Here is a 19,708-nt window from a genome sequence, read left to right as displayed (position 1 = left end):
AAACCCCCTCAGCCGGAGCGTTACCGGACGAACATCTGTGACGCGGCATGTCCCGCCATGTCCAGAACCGGCTGCGGGAGCACACCCAGGACAACAGTAGCCGCCAGCCCGAGTGCCACCGCAGCCGCGGTCGCCGGGGCGACCACCACGGTGGGCCCGTCCGCCTCGGGCTCGCTGAAGAACATGACGACGATCACACGGACGTAGAAGAACGCCGCGACCGCCGACGCGACCACGCCGACGATCACCAGCGGCGTCGCCCCGCTCTCGACAGCGGCCTTGAACACAGCGAACTTTCCGGTGAAACCGCTGGTCAGCGGGATTCCGGCGAACGCCAGCAGGAAGAACGCGAACACGCTCGCGGTCACCGGCGAGCGCCGTCCGAGGCCCGCCCAGCGGGACAGGTGCCCGGCCTCGCCGCCGGTGTCGCGGACCATCGTGATCACCGCGAACGCGCCGATCGACGCGAACCCGTACGCCGCCAGGTAGAACAGCGTGCCCGACAGGCCGTCCGGGGAGGTCGCGACGATGCCGGTCAGGATGAACCCGGCGTGCGCGATGGACGAGTAGGCCAGCATCCGCTTGATGTCGGTCTGCGTGATCGCGATCACGGCCCCGGCGACCATCGTGATGATCGCCACCGCCCACATCGCGGGCCGCCAGTCCCACTTCAGGTTCGCCAGCGCGACGTAGTAGACGCGCAGCAGCCCGCCGGCCGCGGCGACGACGACGCAGGACGCCATGAGCGCCGTGATCGGCGTCGGCGCGCCCTGGTACACGTCCGGCTTCCACATGTGGAACGGCACCGCGCCGAGCTTGAACAGCAGCCCGACCGACAGCAGCGCGACGCCGCCGAGCAGCAGCGTCTCGCTGCCGACGTCGCGGCCGAGCGCCTGGTAGATGGCCGACAGCCGCACCGATCCGGCGTACCCGTACAGCAGCGCGGTGCCGTACAGGAAGAACGCCGAGGAGAACGCGCCGAGCAGGAAGTACTTGACGGCGGCCTCCTGCGAGAGCAGGCGGCGGCGGCGCGCGAGCCCGCACAGCAGGTACAGCGGCAGCGACATGACCTCCAGCGCGACGAACATCGTCAGCAGGTCGGCCGCGGCCGGGAACATCACCATGCCGCCGACGGCGAACAGCAGCAGCGGGAAGACCTCGGTCTGCACGTGCCCGGCGGCGGCGGTCTCCTGCTCGGCCTCGCTGCCGGGCAGCGCGGACGCCTGCGCGGTGAACGCGGGCGAGCGCCGCTCGGCGATGAGCAGCAGCGCGAGGACGGCGAGGATCAGGATCGTGCCCTGGATGAACAGCGTGGGCCCGTCCACGCCGAGCGCGCCCTCGGCGGCGACGTGCCACGGCTTCTCGTGGAAGCCGAGCCACAGCGTCCACCCGAACGCGGCGACGAGCCCGGCGAACGCGAGCGGCACCTGGACGGCGTACCGCTGCCGCCGCCCGACGAACGCCTCGACGAGGACGCCGACGACGGCGACGCCGAGGACGACCAGGATCGGGGCGATCTGCCCGTATTCGATGTGGGGGGTCTGGATGTCGGCCCCCTGGGCAAGAACCGTGCCTGTCATGGCCGGGCTCCGTTCTCGGCGACGTTACCGGTGACGTCCGGCCTGGGGTCCGGCCGGTCGAGCCGGGCCAGCGTGTGGTGGACCGACGGGTTGATCACGTTGAGGACGGGCTGCGGGTAGAAGCCCATGACGACGATGACCGCGATGATCGGCGCGACGGCCCACTTCTCCCGCGCGGACAGGTCGAGGATGCCCTCGGTGCCCTCGCCGGCCGGGCCGTTCATCGTCCGCTGGTACATCCAGAGGATGTAGATCGCGGCGAGGACGACCCCGGCGGTCGCGATGATCGCCGGGACGCGGTACCGGGTGAACGTCCCCGACAGGACCATGAACTCCGACACGAACGGTGACAGGCCCGGCAGCGACAGCCCGGCGAGGCCCGCGACGAGGAACAGCCCGGCGAGCACCGGCGCCTTCTTCTGGAGGCCGCCGAAGTCGGAGATCCGCGCCGACTTCCGCCGGACGATCATGAACCCGACGAGCAGGAACAGCGCGCCCGTCGCGAACCCGTGGTTGACCATGTAGAGCGCCGCGCCGGACTGCCCGGCCGTCGTCATCGCGAAGATCCCGAGGACGATGAACCCGAAGTGCGACACCGACGTGTACGCGACGAGCCGCTTGAGGTCGACCTGCCCGATCGCGAGGATCGCGCCGTACAGGACGGACACCACGGCGAGCGCGAGGACGACGGGCGTCGCCCACTTCGCCGCGCCCGGGAACAGCTCCAGGCAGAACCGCAGCATCCCGTAGGTGCCGACCTTGTCCAGCACGCCGACGATGAGTACCAGCGCGCCGGTCGGCGACTGCTGCGCCGCGTCCGGCAGCCAGGTGTGGACGGGCACCATCGGCGCCTTGATCGCGAACGCGACGAAGAACCCGAGGAACAGCCACTTGGCCGTCGTCGGGTCGACGTGCATGGTGTTCAGCTCGGTGAACAGGAACGTGCCCTCGCCGAGCCCGCCCTTGCTGGCGGGCCGCGCCGACAGCGGGTACAGCCAGATCACCGAGACGAGCATCAGCAGCCCGCCGAACAGCGAGTACAGCAGGAACTTCACGGCGGCGTAGGAGCGCTGCGCCCCGCCGTACGACCCGATGATGAAGTACACCGGGATCAGCATCGCCTCGAAGAAGACGTAGAACAGGAACACGTCGGTGGCGGCGAACACGCCGACCATCGCCGCCTCCAGCGCCAGGATCAGCGCGAAGTACGTCTTCACCGAGCGCTTCGGCGGCACGTCGACGCCGCCGGAGCGGTCCGCGTCGGTCCACGACGCGAGGATGACGAGCGGGACGAGGATCACCGACAGCAGCACCAGGACGAGCGCGACGCCGTCCACGCCGAGCGCCCAGTGGACGCCGAACTGCTTGATCCACCAGTGGGTCTCGGTGAACTGGAACCGCGCGCCGCCGGTGTCGAAGCCGGTCGCCATGACGACGGCGAGGACGGCGACGACCACCGAGACCGCGAACGCGGTCTGCTTGGCGAGGGCGTCGCGTCCGCGCGGCAGCAGGGCCACCGCGACCGCGCCGACGAGCGGCAGCGCGATGAGGACGCTCAGCCAGGGAAAGTCGGTCACGACACGTTCACCACCAGGAGCGCGGCGAGGATGATCGCGGCGCCCAGATACATGGACAGGGCATAGGAGCGGGCGAAGCCGGTCTGCAGCCGCCGGACGCGGCCGGAGGTGCCGCCGATCCCGGCGGCGATGCCGTTGACGGCCCCGTCCACGCCGCGGCCGTCGAACCAGACCGCGAGCCGGGTCAGCCACTGGCCGGGCCGCATCAGCAGCGACTCGTTGACGGCGTCGCCGTACAGGTCGCGGCGGGCCGCGACGGTGACGAACGAGCCCTTCGGGGCCTCCTTGGGCACCGGGCGGCGCAGGTACTGCAGGTAGGCGATGCCGACGCCGACGAGCATCAGCACGAACGTGCCGATCCCGGCCGGGGTGATCGCGTTGAACCCGTGGTCCTCGGTCTCGCCGACGACCGGGGCGAGGAAGTCCCGGAAGCCGCCGAGGACGAGGAACCCGCCCGCGAACACCGACCCGAACGCCAGGACGATCAGCGGGATCGTCATGATCTTCGGCGACTCGTGCGGGTGGACGCCGTCCTCCCAGCGCTCGCGGCCGAAGAAGGTCATGAACATCACGCGCGACATGTAGTACGCGGTGACGCCCGCGCCGACGAGCGCGCACGCGCCGAGGATCGCCCCGGACGTGCCGCCCTTGTCGAACGCGGCCTCGATGATGCCGTCCTTGGTGAACCAGCCGGACAGGCCGGGGACGCCGATGATGGCGAAGTAGCCGAGGCCGAACGTCGCGCCGGTGATCGTCATCTTCTTGAACAGGCCGCCGTAGTTGCGCATGTTCACGTCGTCGCCGGTGCCGTGCATGACGGACCCGGCGCCGAGGAACAGCCCGGCCTTGAAGAAGCCGTGCGCGATGAGGTGCGCGATGGCGAAGACGTATCCCGGCTTGCCGAGGCCCGCCGCGAGCGTCATGTAGCCGATCTGCGACATCGTGGACCCGGCGAGGGCCTTCTTGATGTCGTCCTTGGCGCACCCGATGATCGCACCGGCCAGGAGCGTCGCCGTGCCGACGATCGTCACGACGAGCCGCGCCGTCTCCGACATGTCGAAGATCGGGCCGGAGCGGACGATCAGGTAGACGCCCGCGGTCACCATCGTCGCGGCGTGGATGAGCGCCGACACCGGGGTCGGGCCCTCCATCGCGTCCAGCAGCCACGACTGCAGCGGGAGCTGCGCGGACTTGCCGCACGCGCCGACCAGGAGCAGCAGCCCCATCGCGGTCGCGGTGCCGGTGGACAGCTTCGCGGCGAGGCCGACGTGCTCCGCGCCGGTGCCGAGGATCTGGTCGAACCCGACGGTCCCGAACGTCCCGAACATCAGGAAGATCGCGATGAGGAGCCCGAAGTCGCCGACGCGGTTGACGACGAACGCCTTCTTCGCGGCCGTCGCCGCCGTCGGCTTGTACTGCCAGAACCCGATGAGCAGGTACGACGCGAGGCCGACGCCCTCCCAGCCCATGAACATGACCACGTAGTTGCCGCCGAGGACCAGCAGCAGCATCGAGGCCACGAACAGGTTGAGGTAGGCGAAGAACCGCCGCCGGTCCGGGTCGTGCGACATGTAGCCGACCGAGTAGACGTGGATCAGCGCGCCGACGCCGGTGATCAGCAGCACGAAGCTGATGGACAGCGGGTCGAGGAGCAGATCCGCGTTCACCTTGATGTTCCCGGCGCGGAACAGCTCCCACAGGTGCAGGGTGCGGCGGCGCTCGCCGTCGTCGTATCCGAGCATCTGCACGAGCGACGCGACGCCGATGCAGAACGACGCGACCGTCGTCAGCGTCCCGAGCCAGTGCCCCCACTTGTCGGTCCGCCGCCCGCCGAGCAGCAGGATCGCCGCCCCCGCGAGCGGGAGGGCGATGAGAAGCCAGGCCGCGGCCTGGATGCCTTCCGCCTTCATCCGCGGCCTCTCAGTACTTCAGCAGGTTCGCGTCGTCGACCGACGCGGACTTGCGGGTCCGGAAGATGGTCATGAGGATCGCCAGGCCGACGACGACCTCCGCGGCGGCCACGACCATCACGAAGAACGCGATGATCTGGCCGTCGAGGTTGCCGTGCATCCGGGCGAAGGAGACGAACGCGAGGTTCGCGGCGTTGAGCATCAGCTCGACGCACATGAACACCACGATCGCGTTGCGGCGGACGAGCACGCCGAGCGCGCCGATGGTGAACAGGATCGCCGAGAGCGCCAGGTAGTGTCCGGGGCTCATGCCTCGCCTTCCGTTCCGGTCGCGGGTCCGGCCGCGGGTCCGGCCGCCTTGTACGCCGCGCGCGACTCGTCGCCGGCGTCCGCCGCGTCCTCGGTGGTCCGCCGCACCGCCGCGACGTCCGCGGCGATGACGTCGGTCTCGCTCGCGCCCTCGAGGTCGGTGTGCCGCACCGAGGTGTCGGTGCGGGCGGCGATGACCGGGCTGACCGACAGCTCCGACGGGCTGCCGTCCGGCAGCAGCGCGGGCATGTCGACCGCGTTGTGCCGGGCGTAGGTGCCGGAGATCGGGAGCGGGCCCGGGTCGCCGCCGGACGCGAACCGCCGCTGCGAGAGCTCCCGCTGCGTCGGCTTGGGGGTGGTGCGCTCGCGGTGCGCCAGGACCATCGCGCCGAGCGCCGCGGTGATCAGCAGGGCGCTGGTCGCCTCGAACGCGAACACGTAGTCCTTGAACAGCAGCCGCGCGAGGCCGATGACGTTGCCGTCGGCGTTGGCCTTGGCGAGGCCCGCCGAGTCGCCGAGCGCGGCGTTGCCGAGCCCGGCGACCAGCAGCGCCAGGAAGCCGATCGCGGCGATCCCCGCCCAGAGCCGCTGCCCGCGGATCGTCTCGACCAGCGAGTCGGTGGAGCTGACCCCGACGAGCATCAGCACGAACAGGAACAGCATCAGCACCGCGCCGGTGTAGACGATCACCTGGACGAACGCCAGGAACGGCGCGCCCTCGATCGCGTACAGCGCCGCGAGGCACAGCATCACCGTCGCCAGCAGCAGCGCCGAGTGGACGGCCCTGCGCATGAAGATCATGCCGAGCGCGGCGAGCACCGACACGATCGCCAGCAGCCAGAAGAAGAACGGCTCGCCGGACTGCTTGTCGGCGACCTGGCCGGCGAGGACGCCGGCGGCCGTGATCGCGCGCGTCACCGCGTCTCACCGCCCTCGCGCCCCTCGGGCTGCAGGCCGAGGCGGTAGTAGTCCTCCTCGGTGTCGCCGAGCCGCATCGCGTGCGGCGGCGTCTCCATGCCCTCGCGCAGCGGGGCGAGCAGCATGTCCTTGGTGTAGATCAGGCTCTCGCGGCTGTCGTCGGCCAGCTCGTACTCGTTGGTCATCGTGAGCGCCCGCGTCGGGCACGCCTCGATGCACAGCCCGCACAGGATGCAGCGCAGGTAGTTGATCTGGTAGACGCGGCCGTACCGCTCGCCTGGGGAGTAGCGCTCCTCCTCGGTGTTGTCCGCGCCCTCGACGAAGATCGCGTCGGCGGGGCACGCCCACGCGCACAGCTCGCAGCCGACGCACTTCTCCAGTCCGTCCGGCCACCGGTTGAGCTGGTGGCGGCCGTGGAAGCGCGGCGCGGTCGGCTTCTTCACCTCGGGGTACTGGACGGTCTCGCTCTTCATGAACATCTGGTGGAACGAGACCCCGAACCCCTTCACGGGGTTCAGGAAGTCAGTGAATCCCACTGCCGACCTCCTCACGTGTCGCGTCGGTCCCCGGTCCGGCCGGGCGGCCGTGGTAGTGCGGGGCGTCCAGCGGCGGGACGGGGTAGCCGCCCGCGTCCGGCGCCCGCTCCCCGTCCGGCTCGGCGGGCTCCCCGTCGCCGTCGGGCCGGCCGCGCAGCGCCTCGAACAGCAGCGACGCGGCGAGCACGACGACGACCGCGACCACCGCGTACAGCAGGATCTTCTGGATGTCGTAGCCCTCGTTCTTCAGCGCGCGGACGGTCGCGACGATGAGGATCCAGCCGATGGAGATCGGCATGAGGACCTTCCAGCCGAGCTTCATGAGCTGGTCGTAGCGGACGCGGGGCAGCGAGCCGCGCAGCCAGATGAAGAAGAAGATGAACAGCCAGATCTTGACGAGGAACCACAGCACCGGCCACCAGCCGGAGTTCGCGCCCTCCCACACCGTGGAGATCGGCGCGGGCGCGCGCCAGCCGCCGAGGAACAGCGTGGTGGCGAGCGCGGACAGGGTGGCGAGGTTGATGTACTCGGCGAGGAAGAACATCGCGAACTTCAGCGACGAGTACTCGGTGTGGAAGCCGCCGACGAGTTCGCCCTCGCCCTCGGGGAGGTCGAACGGGATGCGGTTGGACTCGCCCATCATCGTGATGATGTAGATCAGGAACGACGGCAGGAGCAGCACGCCGTACCAGATGTGCTGCTGACCGGCGACGATCCCGCTCGTCGACATCGTCCCGGCGTAGAGGAACACCGCGACGAACGACAGCCCCATCGCGATCTCGTACGAGATCACCTGCGCGGACGAGCGGAGCCCGCCGAGCAGCGAGTACGGCGACATCGACGACCAGCCCGCGAGCACGATCCCGTAGACGCCCATCGAGGACATCGCGAGGACCAGCAGGACCGCGACCGGCAGGTCCGTGCCCTGCAGCGCCGTGTGGTGGCCGAACACCGACACCGTCGGCCCGAACGGGATGATGATGAACGAGATGAACGCCGGGACGGCCGACATCACCGGCGCGAGGACGAACACGACCTTGTCGACCCCGCGCGGGACGATGTCCTCCTTCAGCGCGAGCTTCACGCCGTCGGCCAGGCCCTGGAGCAGGCCGAGCGGCCCGGCGCGGTTCGGGCCGACGCGGAGCTGCATCCGGCCGATGATCCGGCGCTCGACCCACATCGACAGCAGGACGGTCAGCACCAGGAACACGAAGATCGCGAGGACCTTGCCGCCGATCAGCCACCACGGGTCGTGGCCGAACCCCGTCAGGCTCGGGTCCGACGAGGTGTCGGCGGCGTCCGCCGGGAGGGCGGACCCTAGAACGGGCAGGCTCATTCGGCCCCTCCAGAGGAGATCGTGACCACGCCGCCGGCGGCCACGCCGACGTCGCGGTGCAGGACGCAGCCCGCGGAGTTCTCCGGGAGCCACACGACGCGGTCGGGCAGGTCCGGCGTGATCTCCAGCGGGAGGGTCACGGCGCCGCGCGGCCCGGCGACGGTGACGCCGCCCGCGGCGTCCGCGCCGATCTCGGCGGCGGTCGCCGCCGACAGCCGGGCGAGCGCGGGCTTGGCCGTCCCGGCGAGGAACCGCTCGCCGTCCTGGAGGCGGCCGCGGTCCAGCAGCAGCCGCCAGGTCGCGACGGTCGCCTCGCCGGGGCCGGGCTGCGCGGGGACGCCCGCCGGGACGTTCGGCGGCTCGGGCCGCTCGCCCCGGTACGCGCCGAGCTCGGCGAGCTCGCGGCGGGCCGCCTCGGGGCCGGGCAGGCCGAGGTGGACGTCCATCTCCCCGGCGAGCGCGTCCAGGACCCGCAGGTCCGACAGCGTGCCGGAGGCGCGCAGGACGGTGTCGAACGCGCGGCCGCGGCCCTCCCAGTCCACGAACGTCCCGGACTTCTCCGCGACGACCGCGACGGGCAGCACCACGTCGGCGCGGTCGGTGACCGGGCTCGGCCGCTGCTCCAGGCTGACGACGAACGGCGTCCGGTCCAGCGCGGCGAGCAGCGCGTCCGGGTCGGGCAGGTCGACGGGGTCGACGCCGCCGACCAGCAGCGCGCCGAGCGCCCCGGCCGCGCCCGCGGCGACGATCTCGGCGGTGCCGCGGCCCGGCCCGGCCGGCAGCGCCGCGACACCCCACACCCGCGCGACCTCGGCGCGGGCGGCGGCGTCGGCGACGGGCCGGCCGATCGGCAGCAGGCCGGGCAGCGCGCCCGCCTCCAGCGCGCCGCGCTCGCCCGCGCGGCGCGGCACCCACGCCGTCCGCGCGCCGGTGATCGCGGCGAGCCGCGCCACCGTGGACAGCGCGCCGGGGCTGGCGGCCAGCCGCTCCCCGGCCAGGATCACCGCGCCGGGCGCGGCGAGCAGGTCCCGGACGTCGGCGCGGTCGGCGAGCACGCCGAGCGCCTCGGCCTCCGCGCCGGGCGCGGCGGGCAGCAGCGTGCCGCCCGTCTTCGCCAGGCCGCGCGTCGCGAACGGCGCGACGGAGAAGACCTTCAGGCCCTTCTTGCGGAACGCCTTGCGCAGCCGCAGGAAGACGATCGGGGACTCCTCCTCCGGCTCGAACCCGGCGAGCAGCACGACCGGCGCGTTCTCCAGGTCGTCGTAGGACACCTCGATCGGGCGGCCCGCGACGGACGAGGCGAGGAACGCCGTCTCCTCCGCCGAGTTCGCCCGCGCGCGGAAGTCCACGTCGTTGGTGCCGAGCGCGATCCGCGCGAACTTGGAGTAGGCGTACGCGTCCTCCAGCGTCACCCGGCCGCCGGTCAGCACCCCCGCGCCGCCGCGCGCCGCCGCGAGGCCGCGCGCCGCGACGGCCAGGGCCTCCGGCCACGACGCGGTCTCCAGCTCACCGCGCTCGTTGCGGACGAGCGGGTGCGTCAGCCGCTCCGGCCGGGACTGGTAGGTGAACGCCCACCGGCCCTTGTCGCAGTTCCACTCCTCGTTCACCCGCGGGTCGTCGCCCGCGAGCCGCCGCGTGACCTTCCCGCGCCGGTGGTCGGTGCGCAGCGCGCAGCCGGACGCGCAGTGCTCGCACGCGCTCGGCGTCGACACCAGGTCGAACGGCCGCGACCGGAACCGGTACGCCGCGCCGGTCAGCGCGCCGACCGGGCAGATCTGCACGGTGTTGCCGGAGAAGTAGGACTGGAACGGCTTGTCCTCCGCCGCGCCGACCTGCTCCTTGGCGCCCCGCTCGAACAGGTCGATGAACGCGTCCCCGGCGATCTGGTCGGAGAACCGCGTGCAGCGCGCGCACTGGATGCAGCGCTCGCGGTCCAGCAGGACCTGCGAGGACAGCGGGATCGGCTTGGGGAACGTCCGCTTGGCCTCGACGAACCGGGACTCGCCGCGGCCGTTGGACATCGCCTGGTTCTGCAGCGGGCACTCGCCGCCCTTGTCGCAGATCGGGCAGTCCAGCGGGTGGTTGATCAGCAGCAGCTCCATCACGCCGTGCTGCGCCTTGTCGGCGACGGGCGAGGTGAGCTGCGTCTTCACCACCATGCCCGGCATGACGGCCGTGGTGCAGGACGCCTGCGGCTTGGGCATCCCGCGCCCGTTGCCCGCGTCGGGGATCTCCACCAGGCACTGGCGGCACGCCCCGACCGGGTCGAGCAGCGGATGGTCGCAGAAGCGGGGGATCTGGATGCCGAGCAGCTCGGCGGCGCGGATGATCAGCGTGCCCTTGGGCACCTCGATCTCGAACCCGTCGATGGTGCAGCTCACCATCTCGACGGGCGGCGCCGCCTTCTCGTTCTCGGTGACGGTCATCAGGCACCTGCCCAGAGGGTGGACTTGGCCGGGTCGAACGGGCAGCCGCCCAGCTCGAAGTGGCGGAGGTACTCGTCGCGGAACAGCTTGATGGACGAGACCACCGGGCTCGTCGCGCCGTCGCCGAGGGCGCAGAACGACCGGCCGAGGATGTTGTCGGACAGGTCGAGCAGGGTCTCCAGGTCCTCCTCGGACCCCTGCCCGGCCTCCAGCCGCTTGAGCATCTGCTTGTACCAGTAGGTGCCCTCGCGGCACGGCGTGCATTTCCCGCAGGATTCGTGCGCGTAGAACTCCGACCAGCGCAGCACCGCGCGGACGACGCAGACCGTCTCGTCGAAGATCTGCAGGGCGCGGGTGCCGAGCATCGACCCGGCCGCGCCCACGGACTCGAAGTCCAGCGGGACGTCCAGGTGCTCGTCGGTGAAGATCGGCGTGGACGAGCCGCCCGGCGTCCAGAACTTCAGCCGGTGGCCCGCGCGGACTCCGCCCGCCATGTCGAGCAGTTCCCGCAGCGTGATGCCCAGCGGGGCCTCGTACTGGCCGGGCCGCGTCACGTGCCCCGACAGCGAGAAGATCCCGAAGCCCTGCGACTTCTCGGTGCCCATCGAGGCGAACCAGTCCGCCCCGTTGGCGACGATCGAGGGAACCGACGAGATGGACTCGACGTTGTTGATGACGGTGGGCCCGCCGTAGAGGCCCGCCACCGCCGGGAAGGGGGGCTTCAGCCTGGGCTGACCGCGGTATCCCTCCAGGGAGTCCAGCAGCGCCGTCTCCTCGCCGCAGATGTACGCCCCGGCCCCGGTGTGGACGACCAGTTCCAGGTCGTACCCCGAGCCGAGGACGTCCCGCCCGAGGTACCCGGCCTCGTACGCCTCCTCGACCGCCCTCTGGAGGCGTCTGATCACGTGCAGGACCTCGCCCCGCACGTAGATGAACGCGTGGTTCGACTTGATCGCGTACGCGCTGATGATGACGCCCTCCACGAGGACGTGCGGGTTCGCCATCATCAGGGGGATGTCCTTGCACGTCCCCGGCTCGGACTCGTCGGCGTTCACCACCAGGTAGCGCGGGTTCGGGCTGCTCGGCGGCAGGAACCCCCACTTCATGCCGGTGGGGAAGCCCGCGCCCCCGCGCCCGCGCAGGCCCGAGTCCTTCACGGTCTGCACGATCGCGTCCGGCTCCATGCCGAGCGCCGTGCGCAGCGCGCGGTAGCCGCCCTCGCGCTCGTAGCCCGCGAGGGTGTACGAGTCGGGCTGGTCCCAGTTCTTCGTGAGGATGGGGGTCAGCGTCGTCACTGGTTCCGCCCCTCCTGGCTGCCGGGCTTGACCCGGCCGCCGATCGGCTCGCCCGGCTCGTTCGGCGGCGGGTCGGTGACCTCGCCGGGCGTCACGGGCTCGGACACGGGTTCGGACGCCGCGGGCGGCGGCGCCGCCCAGCCGTTGTCGCGCGCGACCTCCAGGCCGCGCAGCGACTGCGGGCCCGCCTGCACGCCCTCGTGCGCGCGGCCGTCGGGGAAGCCCGCCAGCACCCGCGACGCCTGCTTCCACGTGCAGACCCCGCCGGGGCCGCGCGTCGGCGCGACCTCGCGGCCCGCCCGCAGGTCGTCGACCAGCGCCTTGGCCTTCTCCGGCGTCATGTCGTCGAAGAACTCCCAGTTCACCGTCATGACGGGGGCGTAGTCGCAGGCCGCGTTGCACTCGATGCGCTCCAGCGACACCGCGCCGTCCTCGGTGACCTGGTCGTGGCCGACGCCGAGGTGGGCGCTCAGCTCCGCCCAGATCTGGTCGCCGCCCATCACCGCGCACAGCGTGTTGATGCACACGCCGACGTGGTACTCCCCGACCGGCTCGCGCTTGTACTGCGTGTAGAACGTCGCGACGCCCGTCACCTGCGCGGCCGTGATGCCCAGCAGCTCCGCGCACAGGTCGATGCCGCGCTGCGTGATGTGCCCGTCCACCGACTGGACGAGGTGCAGCATCGGCAGCAGCGCCGACCGCGTCTTCGGATACCGGGCGATGATCTCCTTGGCGTCGCGCTCCAGCGCCTCCCGGGTCTCCAGGTCGTACGGCGCCGTCCCCCCGTAGGGCGGTTCGAGCTGCATCGGCTCGCCGTGGTGCTGCCCCGGCTCCTCGCCGACGGGCGGTCCCAGGTGCTCGGTCATCGGTCCACTCCCCCCATGACGGGGTCGATCGAGGCGACCGCGGCGATGACGTCGGCGATCATGCCGCCCTCCGCCATCGCGGGCGCCGCCTGCAGGTTCGTGAAGGACGGGTCGCGGAAGTGGACCCGGTACGGCCGCGTGCCGCCGTCGCTCACCACGTGGACGCCCAGCTCGCCGCGCGGCGACTCGATCGCCGCGTACGCCTGCCCGGCCGGGACGCGGAAGCCCTCGGTCACCAGCTTGAAGTGGTGGATGAGCGCTTCCATCGAGGTGCCCATGATGTGCGCGATGTGGCGGGGCGAGTTGCCCATGCCGTCCGCGCCGATCGCCAGCTTCGCGGGCCAGCCGATCTTCTTGTCCTCGATCATCACGGGGCCGTCGACCGTCCGCAGCCGCTCCGCGCACTGCTCGACGATCTTCAGGGACTCCTCCATCTCCGCCATCCGCACCAGGTAGCGGCCGTACACGTCCGCCGACTCCTGCGTGGGGACGTCGAAGTCGTAGGTCTCGTAACCGCAGTACGGCTGGGACTTGCGGAGGTCCCACGGGATGCCCGTCGCGCGCAGGACGGGGCCGGTGACGCCCAGCGCCATGCACCCCGTAAGATCCAGATACGCGACGTCCCTGGTCCGGGCCAGGAAGACGGGGTTCTCGTCCATCAGCTTCCGCAGCGCGGCGATGCGCTTCGGCATCCGGTCCAGGTACTCGCGCACCTTGCCGAGCGCGCCGCTCGGGAGGTCCTGGGCAACGCCGCCCGGCCGGACGTACGCCATGTTCATGCGCAGTCCCGCGATCTCCTCGAACAGGTCGAGGGTGTACTCGCGTTCGATGAAGCCGTTGAGCATGACCGTCGTCGCACCCAGTTCGAGACCGAACGTGGCGATCGCGACCAGGTGGGAGGAGATGCGGTTGAGCTCCATCATCATCACGCGGATGATCTGCGCGCGCTCCGGAATCCGGTCCGTGATGCCCAGCAGCTTCTCCACGCCCAGGCAGTACGCCGTCTCGTTGAACAGCGGGGCGAGGTAGTCCATGCGGGTGCAGAACGTCACGCCCTGGGTCCAGGTGCGGAACTCCATGTTCTTCTCGATGCCGGTGTGCAGGTAGCCGATGCCCACCCGGCAGTCGTTGACGGTCTCGCCGTCCAGGGTCAGCACCAGGCGCAGCACGCCGTGCGTCGAGGGGTGCTGCGGGCCCATGTTGACGACGAGGCGCTCGTCGGAGCCGTCCTCGGCGCCGGCCACGACCTTGTCCCAGTCCTGCCCGTTCACGTCGAAGACGCGGCCCTCGGCCGCCTCGTCGGCGGCGTACGCGTCGTACTCGGTGTACTTCGTGGAACTCATCGGCTCGCTCCGCTCCGGCTCACAGGTACGACCTCCGCTCGTCGGGCGGGGGGATCTCCGCGCCGCGGTACTCGACGGGGATGCCGCCGAGCGGGTAGTCCTTGCGCTGCGGGTGGCCGACCCAGTCGTCGGGCATCTCGATGCGGGTGAGCGCCGGATGCCCGTCGAACACGATCCCGAAGAAGTCGTAGGTCTCCCGCTCGTGCCAGTTGTTGGTGGGGTAGACCGCGACGACCGACGGGATGCGCGGGTCGGCGTCCGGGCAGGACACCTCCAGCCGCACGCGCCGGTTGTGGGTGATCGACAGCAGGTGGTAGACGGCGTGCAGCTCCGCGCCGGCGTCCTCGGGGTAGTGGACGCCCGAGACGCCCGAGCACAGCTCGAACCGCAGGTCGGGCCGGTCGCGCATCGTCCGCGCGACCTCGACCAGGTGCTCCCGGCGGACGTGGAACGTCAGCTCGCCGCGGTCCACCACGACGCGCTCCACGGCGGCGCCGAAGTCGGGCAGCGCCCGCTCCAGCGCGTCCGCGACGGCGTCGAACGGGCCGGGCTCGGCCGCGCCGTCCGGGCCGCCGAACGGCCGCTCCGACGCGGTCTTCGGCCGCTGCCGGATCACCAGCCGGCCGTAGCCGGAGGTGTCGCCCGTCGTCTTCGCGCCGAACATGCCCGTCCGCGCGACGGGCTGCTCGCGCCGGTCCTCGGGGTCCCGGGCGGGCAGCCGGTCGGCGGCCTGCTCGGCGCGCTGCTCCGGATTCTGTGACGTCATGACGCCGCTCCCGACTGGCCGAGCAGCGGAAGCTGCCGCCGCTTGGCCTCCTCAAGCTCGCGGATCTGGCGGGCGCGCTGCGGACCCAGTTTCGTGTTCTGGATCTTGTCGTGCAGCTTGATGATCGCGTCCAGCAGCATCTCCGGCCGCGGCGGGCAGCCGGGCAGGTAGATGTCCACCGGCACGACGTGGTCGACGCCCTGCACCACCGCGTAGTTGTTGAACATGCCGCCCGACGAGGCGCACACGCCCATCGCGATGACCCACTTCGGCTCGGTCATCTGGTCGTAGATCTGCCGCAGCACCGGCGCCATCTTCTGGCTGACGCGGCCGGCGACGATCATCAGGTCCGCCTGCCGGGGCGTCGCCGAGGCGCGCTCCATGCCCCACCGGGAGAAGTCGTGCCGGGGGTCGCCCGCCGCCATCATCTCGATGGCGCAGCAGGCGAGGCCGAACGTCGCGGGCCAGACCGAGCTCTTGCGCGCCCATCCGACGACCTGCTCGACCGTCGTCAGCAGGAAGCCGCTGGGGAGTTTCTCTTCCAGGCCCATCTCAGTCCCACTCCAGACCACCGCGACGCCAGATGTAGGCGTACGCGACGAGCACGGTGACGATGAACAGGACCATCTCCACCAAGCCGAACATCCCCAGGTGGTCGAACGCGACCGCCCAGGGGTAGAGGAAGATGATCTCGATGTCGAAGACGATGAACAGCATCGCCGTCAGGTAGTACTTGATCGGGAAGCGCCCGCCGCCCACCGGCTGCGGGGTCGGCTCGATGCCGCACTCGTACGCCTCCAGCCGCGCCCGGTTCCACCGCTTCGGGCCGGTCTGCGACGCCATCACCACCGAGCCGGCGGCGAACAGGAACGCCAGCACCCCCAGCACGATGATCGGTATGTAGAGGTCCACGCTCTACCGCCTCCCCTCGGGTCGTACGACGCTGTACGTGGCGCCCGCCGCACGGCGCGCGTGCGCGCGCGCCGCCGGACGCGCCGGGACGGCGAAACCCGCCGGACGCCCGTGACATCGGTCACGGACACGGGTCGCCACCCTAGCCAAGGTGATCAATAGCACTCCCCTCGGGGGTTCAGGTCATGCGAAGCCGCGGTCTCCCGCTCGCCGTGCCGCCGCGCTCGTCCCGCTCATGCCGCCGGAGCCGCCTTCTGCATCACGTTGATGATCCGGTCCATGGCGTCGCCGCCGTGCGGATCGGTGAGGTTGGCGAGCAGCTTGAGCGTGAACCGCATCAGCGTCGGGTGCGGCAGGCCGTGCGTCGTGAGGAACTTCATCACCCGCGGGTCGCCGATGGCCTGGACGAAGACGCGGGCGAGCGTGAAGTACCCGCCGTGCTCCTCCTTGAGGATGCGCGGGTACTCGTAGAGGGTGCGCTCGCGCTGGGCGCGCGTGCGGCGGGCGAGCGCCTGCACCATGATGTCGGCGGCGAGGCGGCCGGACTCCAGCGCGTAGTCGATGCCCTCGCCGTTGAACGGGTTGATCATCCCGCCCGCGTCGCCGACGAGCAGCATCCCGCGCGTGTAGTGCGGCTGCCGGTTGAAGCCCATCGGCAGCGCCGCGCCGCGGGCGGGGGACGTCGCGTGCTCCTCGTCGAACTGCCACTCCGGCGGCATCTGGGCCGTCCAGCCCTTGAGCATCGCGCGGTAGTCGACGTTCTGGAACGACTTGCTGGTGTTGAGGAGGCCGAGGCCGACGTTGCAGGTGCCGTCGGCGACGGGGAAGACCCAGCCGTAGCCGGGGAGCAGGCGCTGCCCGTCCCACAGCTCCAGCCACGCCTCCATGTACTCGTCGGTGTGGCGCGGGCTCGCGTAGTAGCGGCGGATCGCGACGCCCATCGGCCGGTCCTCGCGGCGGCGGACGCCCATCGCCAGGGACAGCCGGGTGGAGTTGCCGTCCGCGGCGACGACGAGCGGCGCGTGGAACTCGACCTCGTCGCCCGCGTACTTGGCGGTGACGCCGACGATGCGGTCGGTGCGGTCGTCCAGGATCGGGCCGGTGACGTTGCAGCCCTGGTAGAGCTTCGCGCCCGCGTTGACGGCGTGCTCGGCGAGGAGCCGGTCGAGGTCCATGCGGGTGCGGACGAGGCCGAAGTCGGGGAAGCTCGCCAGCTCGGGCCAGTCCAGCTCGACGCGGGCGCCGCCGCCGTAGATGCGCAGGCCGCGGTTGCGGCTCCAGCCGTCGCCGGTGATGTCGACGCCCATCGCGATGAGGGCGCGGACGGCGCGCGGCGTGAGGCCGTCGCCGCAGATCTTGTCGCGGGGGAACGTCGCCTTCTCCAGCAGCAGCACGTCCAGGCCGGCCTGGGCCAGCCAGTAGGCGGTCGACGACCCCGCGGGGCCGGCCCCGACGACGATCACGTCTGCCTGTCGGGTGGAGTCGGTCACAGCGTTCCTCTTAGCTCGTTCGCTTGTGAAGTACTTCACAAGAATCCGGTGGGGAGTCTATTCCTTCGAGAGCACCCGTGGGTACCTCTGGGCGGCGGTGGGTTTGGACCGGTCCGAAAGTCCGATACCGGTTCGCCCCCAACCAGGTCAGGCCGGGTTGACGGCGTGGTGGAGGGCCGCGACGCCGAACGTCAGGTCGCGCCAGCGGACCTTCGTCCACCCGGCGTCCTGGACGAGCCCCGCCAGCGTCGCCTGGTCGGGCCACGCGAGCGTGGATTCGGCCAGGTAGCGGTACGAGTCGGGATTGGAGCTGACCCGCGCCAGCAGGGGGAGGCCGACCTTCAGGTGCGTCCGGTGGCCCAGCGCGAGCAGCGGGTTCGTCGGGTGACTGACCTCACAGACCAGCAGGCGGCCGCCGGGCCGCGTGACGCGGCGCAGCTCGCGCAGCGCGCCGACCGTGTCCGCGACGTTGCGCAAACCGAACGAGATCGTGACGGCGTCGAACGCGTCGTCGGCGAACGGCAGCTTCAACGCGTCGCCCGCCACGAACCGCAGATTCGCCGTCCCCGCCTGCCGCCGGACGCCCACGCGCAGCATCCCCAGCGAGAAGTCGCAGGCGACGGTCTGCGCCCCGGCCTCGGCGAACGGCACCGACGACGTGCCCGTGCCCGCCGCGAGGTCCAGCACGCGCTCGCCCTCCCGAGCCCCGAGCGCGCGCACGACCTCGCGCCGCCAGCGGCGGTCCTGGCCGCCGGTCATGAGGGTGTTCAGCAGGTCGTACCGCTCGGCGGTGTCGTCGAACATCGCCGCCACGTCGGCGGGCTGCTTGTCCAGAGAGGCGCGGGTCATGCCCCCACCCTAGAAGCACGCCACAACCCCGCTCCGACCGCCCGTACCGCCCACCCGACCCGCGATCCGCCGACCCGCGCCGTCCACCCGCTTCCCCAACGGACCAGCCACCGCCACTCCAACGCGCCACCCCGAAACACGACGGCCATTCCTTCGGCGCGCCCCCCCGCACCGCGACCTCCCCACCGGACGACAGCCCGAACGCGGTCGCGCCGCGGACCGAAGGCACCATCGCCGCCTGCGGGCTGGGGGTCTGCGGGCGCAGCACCCGATCACAGCAGCCAGGCCAGCCATCGTCGTGGGCACGTGACGAATTCAGCTCCACGCCCGACCGACCAGCGACAACCCACCGACCGCGCTCGCGAACGAGCGGCGACCCGTAGACGTCACCACCATCCACCGAACTGAACTGCGTTTGCGGCACTCCACCAGAGCCGACGAGCAGGCATCCGTTTCGGTCCGACGCCGCGTGAACTTCGCGCACCACCGACCAAGCGACGTCGCGGTCGCGGGCAGGCCAAGCGGCGTCGCGCGGCAGGCCAAGCCGTAGCGCGGTCGCGTTCGGGGTGAGCGGCATCGCCGCGCGTTAAGAACCGTGCCGCGGGTGCATCACTCGATCGGCGCAACAGGCCAGGCGTCCTTGCGAAGCACGAGGTGTTCAGCTACACGCGAGGCCGACTGAATGATCCCGCCATCATGCGACGACCGCTCCGCAGCCGCAGCACCGGGCCCGAAACGGCGGGTAGGCGTCCGGGTCGGTATGAGGCGTTGGACTTCGCGCCCCGCCGACCAAGCGGCGTCCCGGTCGCGGGCGGGACAAGCGGTGTTGCGCGTGGCGGGACGATCGGGCGACCGCGTTTGCGGACGGGCGGCGTCGGCGCGCGCGGGAACCGCGCCCCAGGTACGTCGCTCGATCGACGCAGCAGGCCAGGCGCCCTTTGGAGCACGAAGTGTTCGGCTACGCGCACTGCCAACTGGATGATTCCGCCATCGTTCGGCGACCGCACCGCAGCCGCAGCACTGGGTCCGAGACGGCGGGTAGGCGTCCGCGTCGGTGTGCGAAGCGTTGAGCTTCAAGCGCTACCAACCAAGCGGCGTCGCGGTCGCGCGGTGGGCCGGGCGGTCGCGCGGTCACGCGGTCACGCGAGGGTTGGCGGGCGCAAGCGCGTGCAGGGATCGCGTCGCGGGTGCAGCGCTGGGTCAGGGGCGGTTGGTCAGGCGTCTTCTTTGGTAAGCGAGGCGTTGGACTTCGCGCACTGCCGACCGAGGTGGTGCGGTCGCGGGCCGGTCGAGAGGTGTTGCGCGCGGTGGGCTGCGCGGTAGCGCGGTCGTGCGGAGAGGGCGTCAGCGTGCAGGGACCGTGGCACGGGTGCGGCGCTCGATCGGCGCGGCAGGCCGGGTGTCTTTGGTGCGCGGGGTTTTCAGCCAAGCGCTGCCGACTGAATGATTCCGCCAGCGTGCAACGACCGTGCCCGCAGCCGCGACGCTCGGTCGGAGCCGGCGGGTAGGCGTCCGGGTCGGTGTGAGGCGTTGAGCTTCGCGCCCCGCCGACCAAGCGGTGTCGCGGTCGCGGGCGGGGCGAGGCGGTGTCGCGG

General features: G+C 71.4%; 16 protein-coding genes. All 16 read right to left on the bottom strand.

Annotated features, from left to right (window positions below):
* Positions 1–20: 20 nt before the first annotated feature.
* Positions 21–1,580, bottom strand: coding sequence for an NADH-quinone oxidoreductase subunit NuoN (gene nuoN, locus G339_RS0117380; protein WP_019632351.1), 1,560 nt, complete (start codon positions 1,578–1,580; stop codon positions 21–23).
* On the bottom strand, positions 1,577–3,157 hold the full coding sequence (locus G339_RS0117375; RefSeq protein ID WP_019632350.1) for an NADH-quinone oxidoreductase subunit M: 1,581 nt from the start codon (positions 3,155–3,157) through the stop codon (positions 1,577–1,579). Before G339_RS0117375 ends, nuoN begins: the two co-directional genes overlap by 4 nt.
* Positions 3,154–5,067, bottom strand: a complete 1,914-nt coding sequence (nuoL, locus tag G339_RS0117370; RefSeq protein ID WP_019632349.1) for an NADH-quinone oxidoreductase subunit L — start codon at positions 5,065–5,067, stop codon at positions 3,154–3,156. Before nuoL ends, G339_RS0117375 begins: the two co-directional genes overlap by 4 nt.
* A gap of 10 nt (positions 5,068–5,077) precedes the next feature.
* Complete coding sequence (nuoK, locus tag G339_RS0117365) at positions 5,078–5,377, bottom strand: NADH-quinone oxidoreductase subunit NuoK (protein ID WP_019632348.1); 300 nt, start codon at positions 5,375–5,377, stop codon at positions 5,078–5,080.
* On the bottom strand, positions 5,374–6,294 hold the full coding sequence (locus tag G339_RS0117360) for an NADH-quinone oxidoreductase subunit J (protein WP_019632347.1): 921 nt from the start codon (positions 6,292–6,294) through the stop codon (positions 5,374–5,376). The genes nuoK and G339_RS0117360 overlap by 4 nt, the downstream gene beginning before the upstream one ends.
* The gene (gene nuoI / locus G339_RS0117355; RefSeq protein ID WP_019632346.1) at positions 6,291–6,830 is read right to left on the bottom strand and encodes an NADH-quinone oxidoreductase subunit NuoI; all 540 of its coding nucleotides are present in this window, start codon (positions 6,828–6,830) and stop codon (positions 6,291–6,293) included. Before nuoI ends, G339_RS0117360 begins: the two co-directional genes overlap by 4 nt.
* The gene (gene nuoH, locus G339_RS0117350) at positions 6,817–8,166 is read right to left on the bottom strand and encodes an NADH-quinone oxidoreductase subunit NuoH (RefSeq protein ID WP_019632345.1); all 1,350 of its coding nucleotides are present in this window, start codon (positions 8,164–8,166) and stop codon (positions 6,817–6,819) included. Before nuoH ends, nuoI begins: the two co-directional genes overlap by 14 nt.
* Complete coding sequence (locus G339_RS0117345; protein WP_019632344.1) at positions 8,163–10,592, bottom strand: NADH-quinone oxidoreductase subunit G; 2,430 nt, start codon at positions 10,590–10,592, stop codon at positions 8,163–8,165. Before G339_RS0117345 ends, nuoH begins: the two co-directional genes overlap by 4 nt.
* The gene (gene nuoF, locus G339_RS0117340) at positions 10,592–11,887 is read right to left on the bottom strand and encodes an NADH-quinone oxidoreductase subunit NuoF (protein ID WP_019632343.1); all 1,296 of its coding nucleotides are present in this window, start codon (positions 11,885–11,887) and stop codon (positions 10,592–10,594) included. Before nuoF ends, G339_RS0117345 begins: the two co-directional genes overlap by 1 nt.
* Complete coding sequence (nuoE, locus tag G339_RS34115; protein ID WP_051107876.1) at positions 11,884–12,693, bottom strand: NADH-quinone oxidoreductase subunit NuoE; 810 nt, start codon at positions 12,691–12,693, stop codon at positions 11,884–11,886. The genes nuoF and nuoE overlap by 4 nt, the downstream gene beginning before the upstream one ends.
* A 56-nt stretch (positions 12,694–12,749) precedes the next feature.
* Entirely contained in the window at positions 12,750–14,096 is a 1,347-nt protein-coding gene (locus G339_RS0117330; protein ID WP_019632341.1) for an NADH-quinone oxidoreductase subunit D, read from the bottom strand.
* A gap of 19 nt (positions 14,097–14,115) precedes the next feature.
* Positions 14,116–14,862, bottom strand: a complete 747-nt coding sequence (locus G339_RS0117325; protein ID WP_019632340.1) for an NADH-quinone oxidoreductase subunit C — start codon at positions 14,860–14,862, stop codon at positions 14,116–14,118.
* Complete coding sequence (locus tag G339_RS0117320) at positions 14,859–15,413, bottom strand: NuoB/complex I 20 kDa subunit family protein (RefSeq protein WP_019632339.1); 555 nt, start codon at positions 15,411–15,413, stop codon at positions 14,859–14,861. Before G339_RS0117320 ends, G339_RS0117325 begins: the two co-directional genes overlap by 4 nt.
* 1 nt (position 15,414) lies before the next feature.
* Complete coding sequence (locus G339_RS0117315; RefSeq protein ID WP_019632338.1) at positions 15,415–15,774, bottom strand: NADH-quinone oxidoreductase subunit A; 360 nt, start codon at positions 15,772–15,774, stop codon at positions 15,415–15,417.
* A gap of 233 nt (positions 15,775–16,007) precedes the next feature.
* On the bottom strand, positions 16,008–17,264 hold the full coding sequence (locus tag G339_RS0117310) for a geranylgeranyl reductase family protein (RefSeq protein ID WP_026341544.1): 1,257 nt from the start codon (positions 17,262–17,264) through the stop codon (positions 16,008–16,010).
* Positions 17,265–17,411: 147 nt separating this feature from the next.
* Entirely contained in the window at positions 17,412–18,113 is a 702-nt protein-coding gene (locus G339_RS0117305) for a demethylmenaquinone methyltransferase (protein ID WP_019632336.1), read from the bottom strand.
* Between the last annotated feature and the right edge of the window lie 1,595 nt (positions 18,114–19,708).

Origin of the sequence: Actinomadura atramentaria DSM 43919 (genome assembly GCF_000381885.1) — a bacterium.
Taxonomy (GTDB): domain Bacteria; phylum Actinomycetota; class Actinomycetes; order Streptosporangiales; family Streptosporangiaceae; genus Spirillospora; species Spirillospora atramentaria.
The sequence above is the reverse complement of the archived record's forward strand: the minus strand, read 5'-3'. Positions and strand labels throughout refer to the sequence as shown.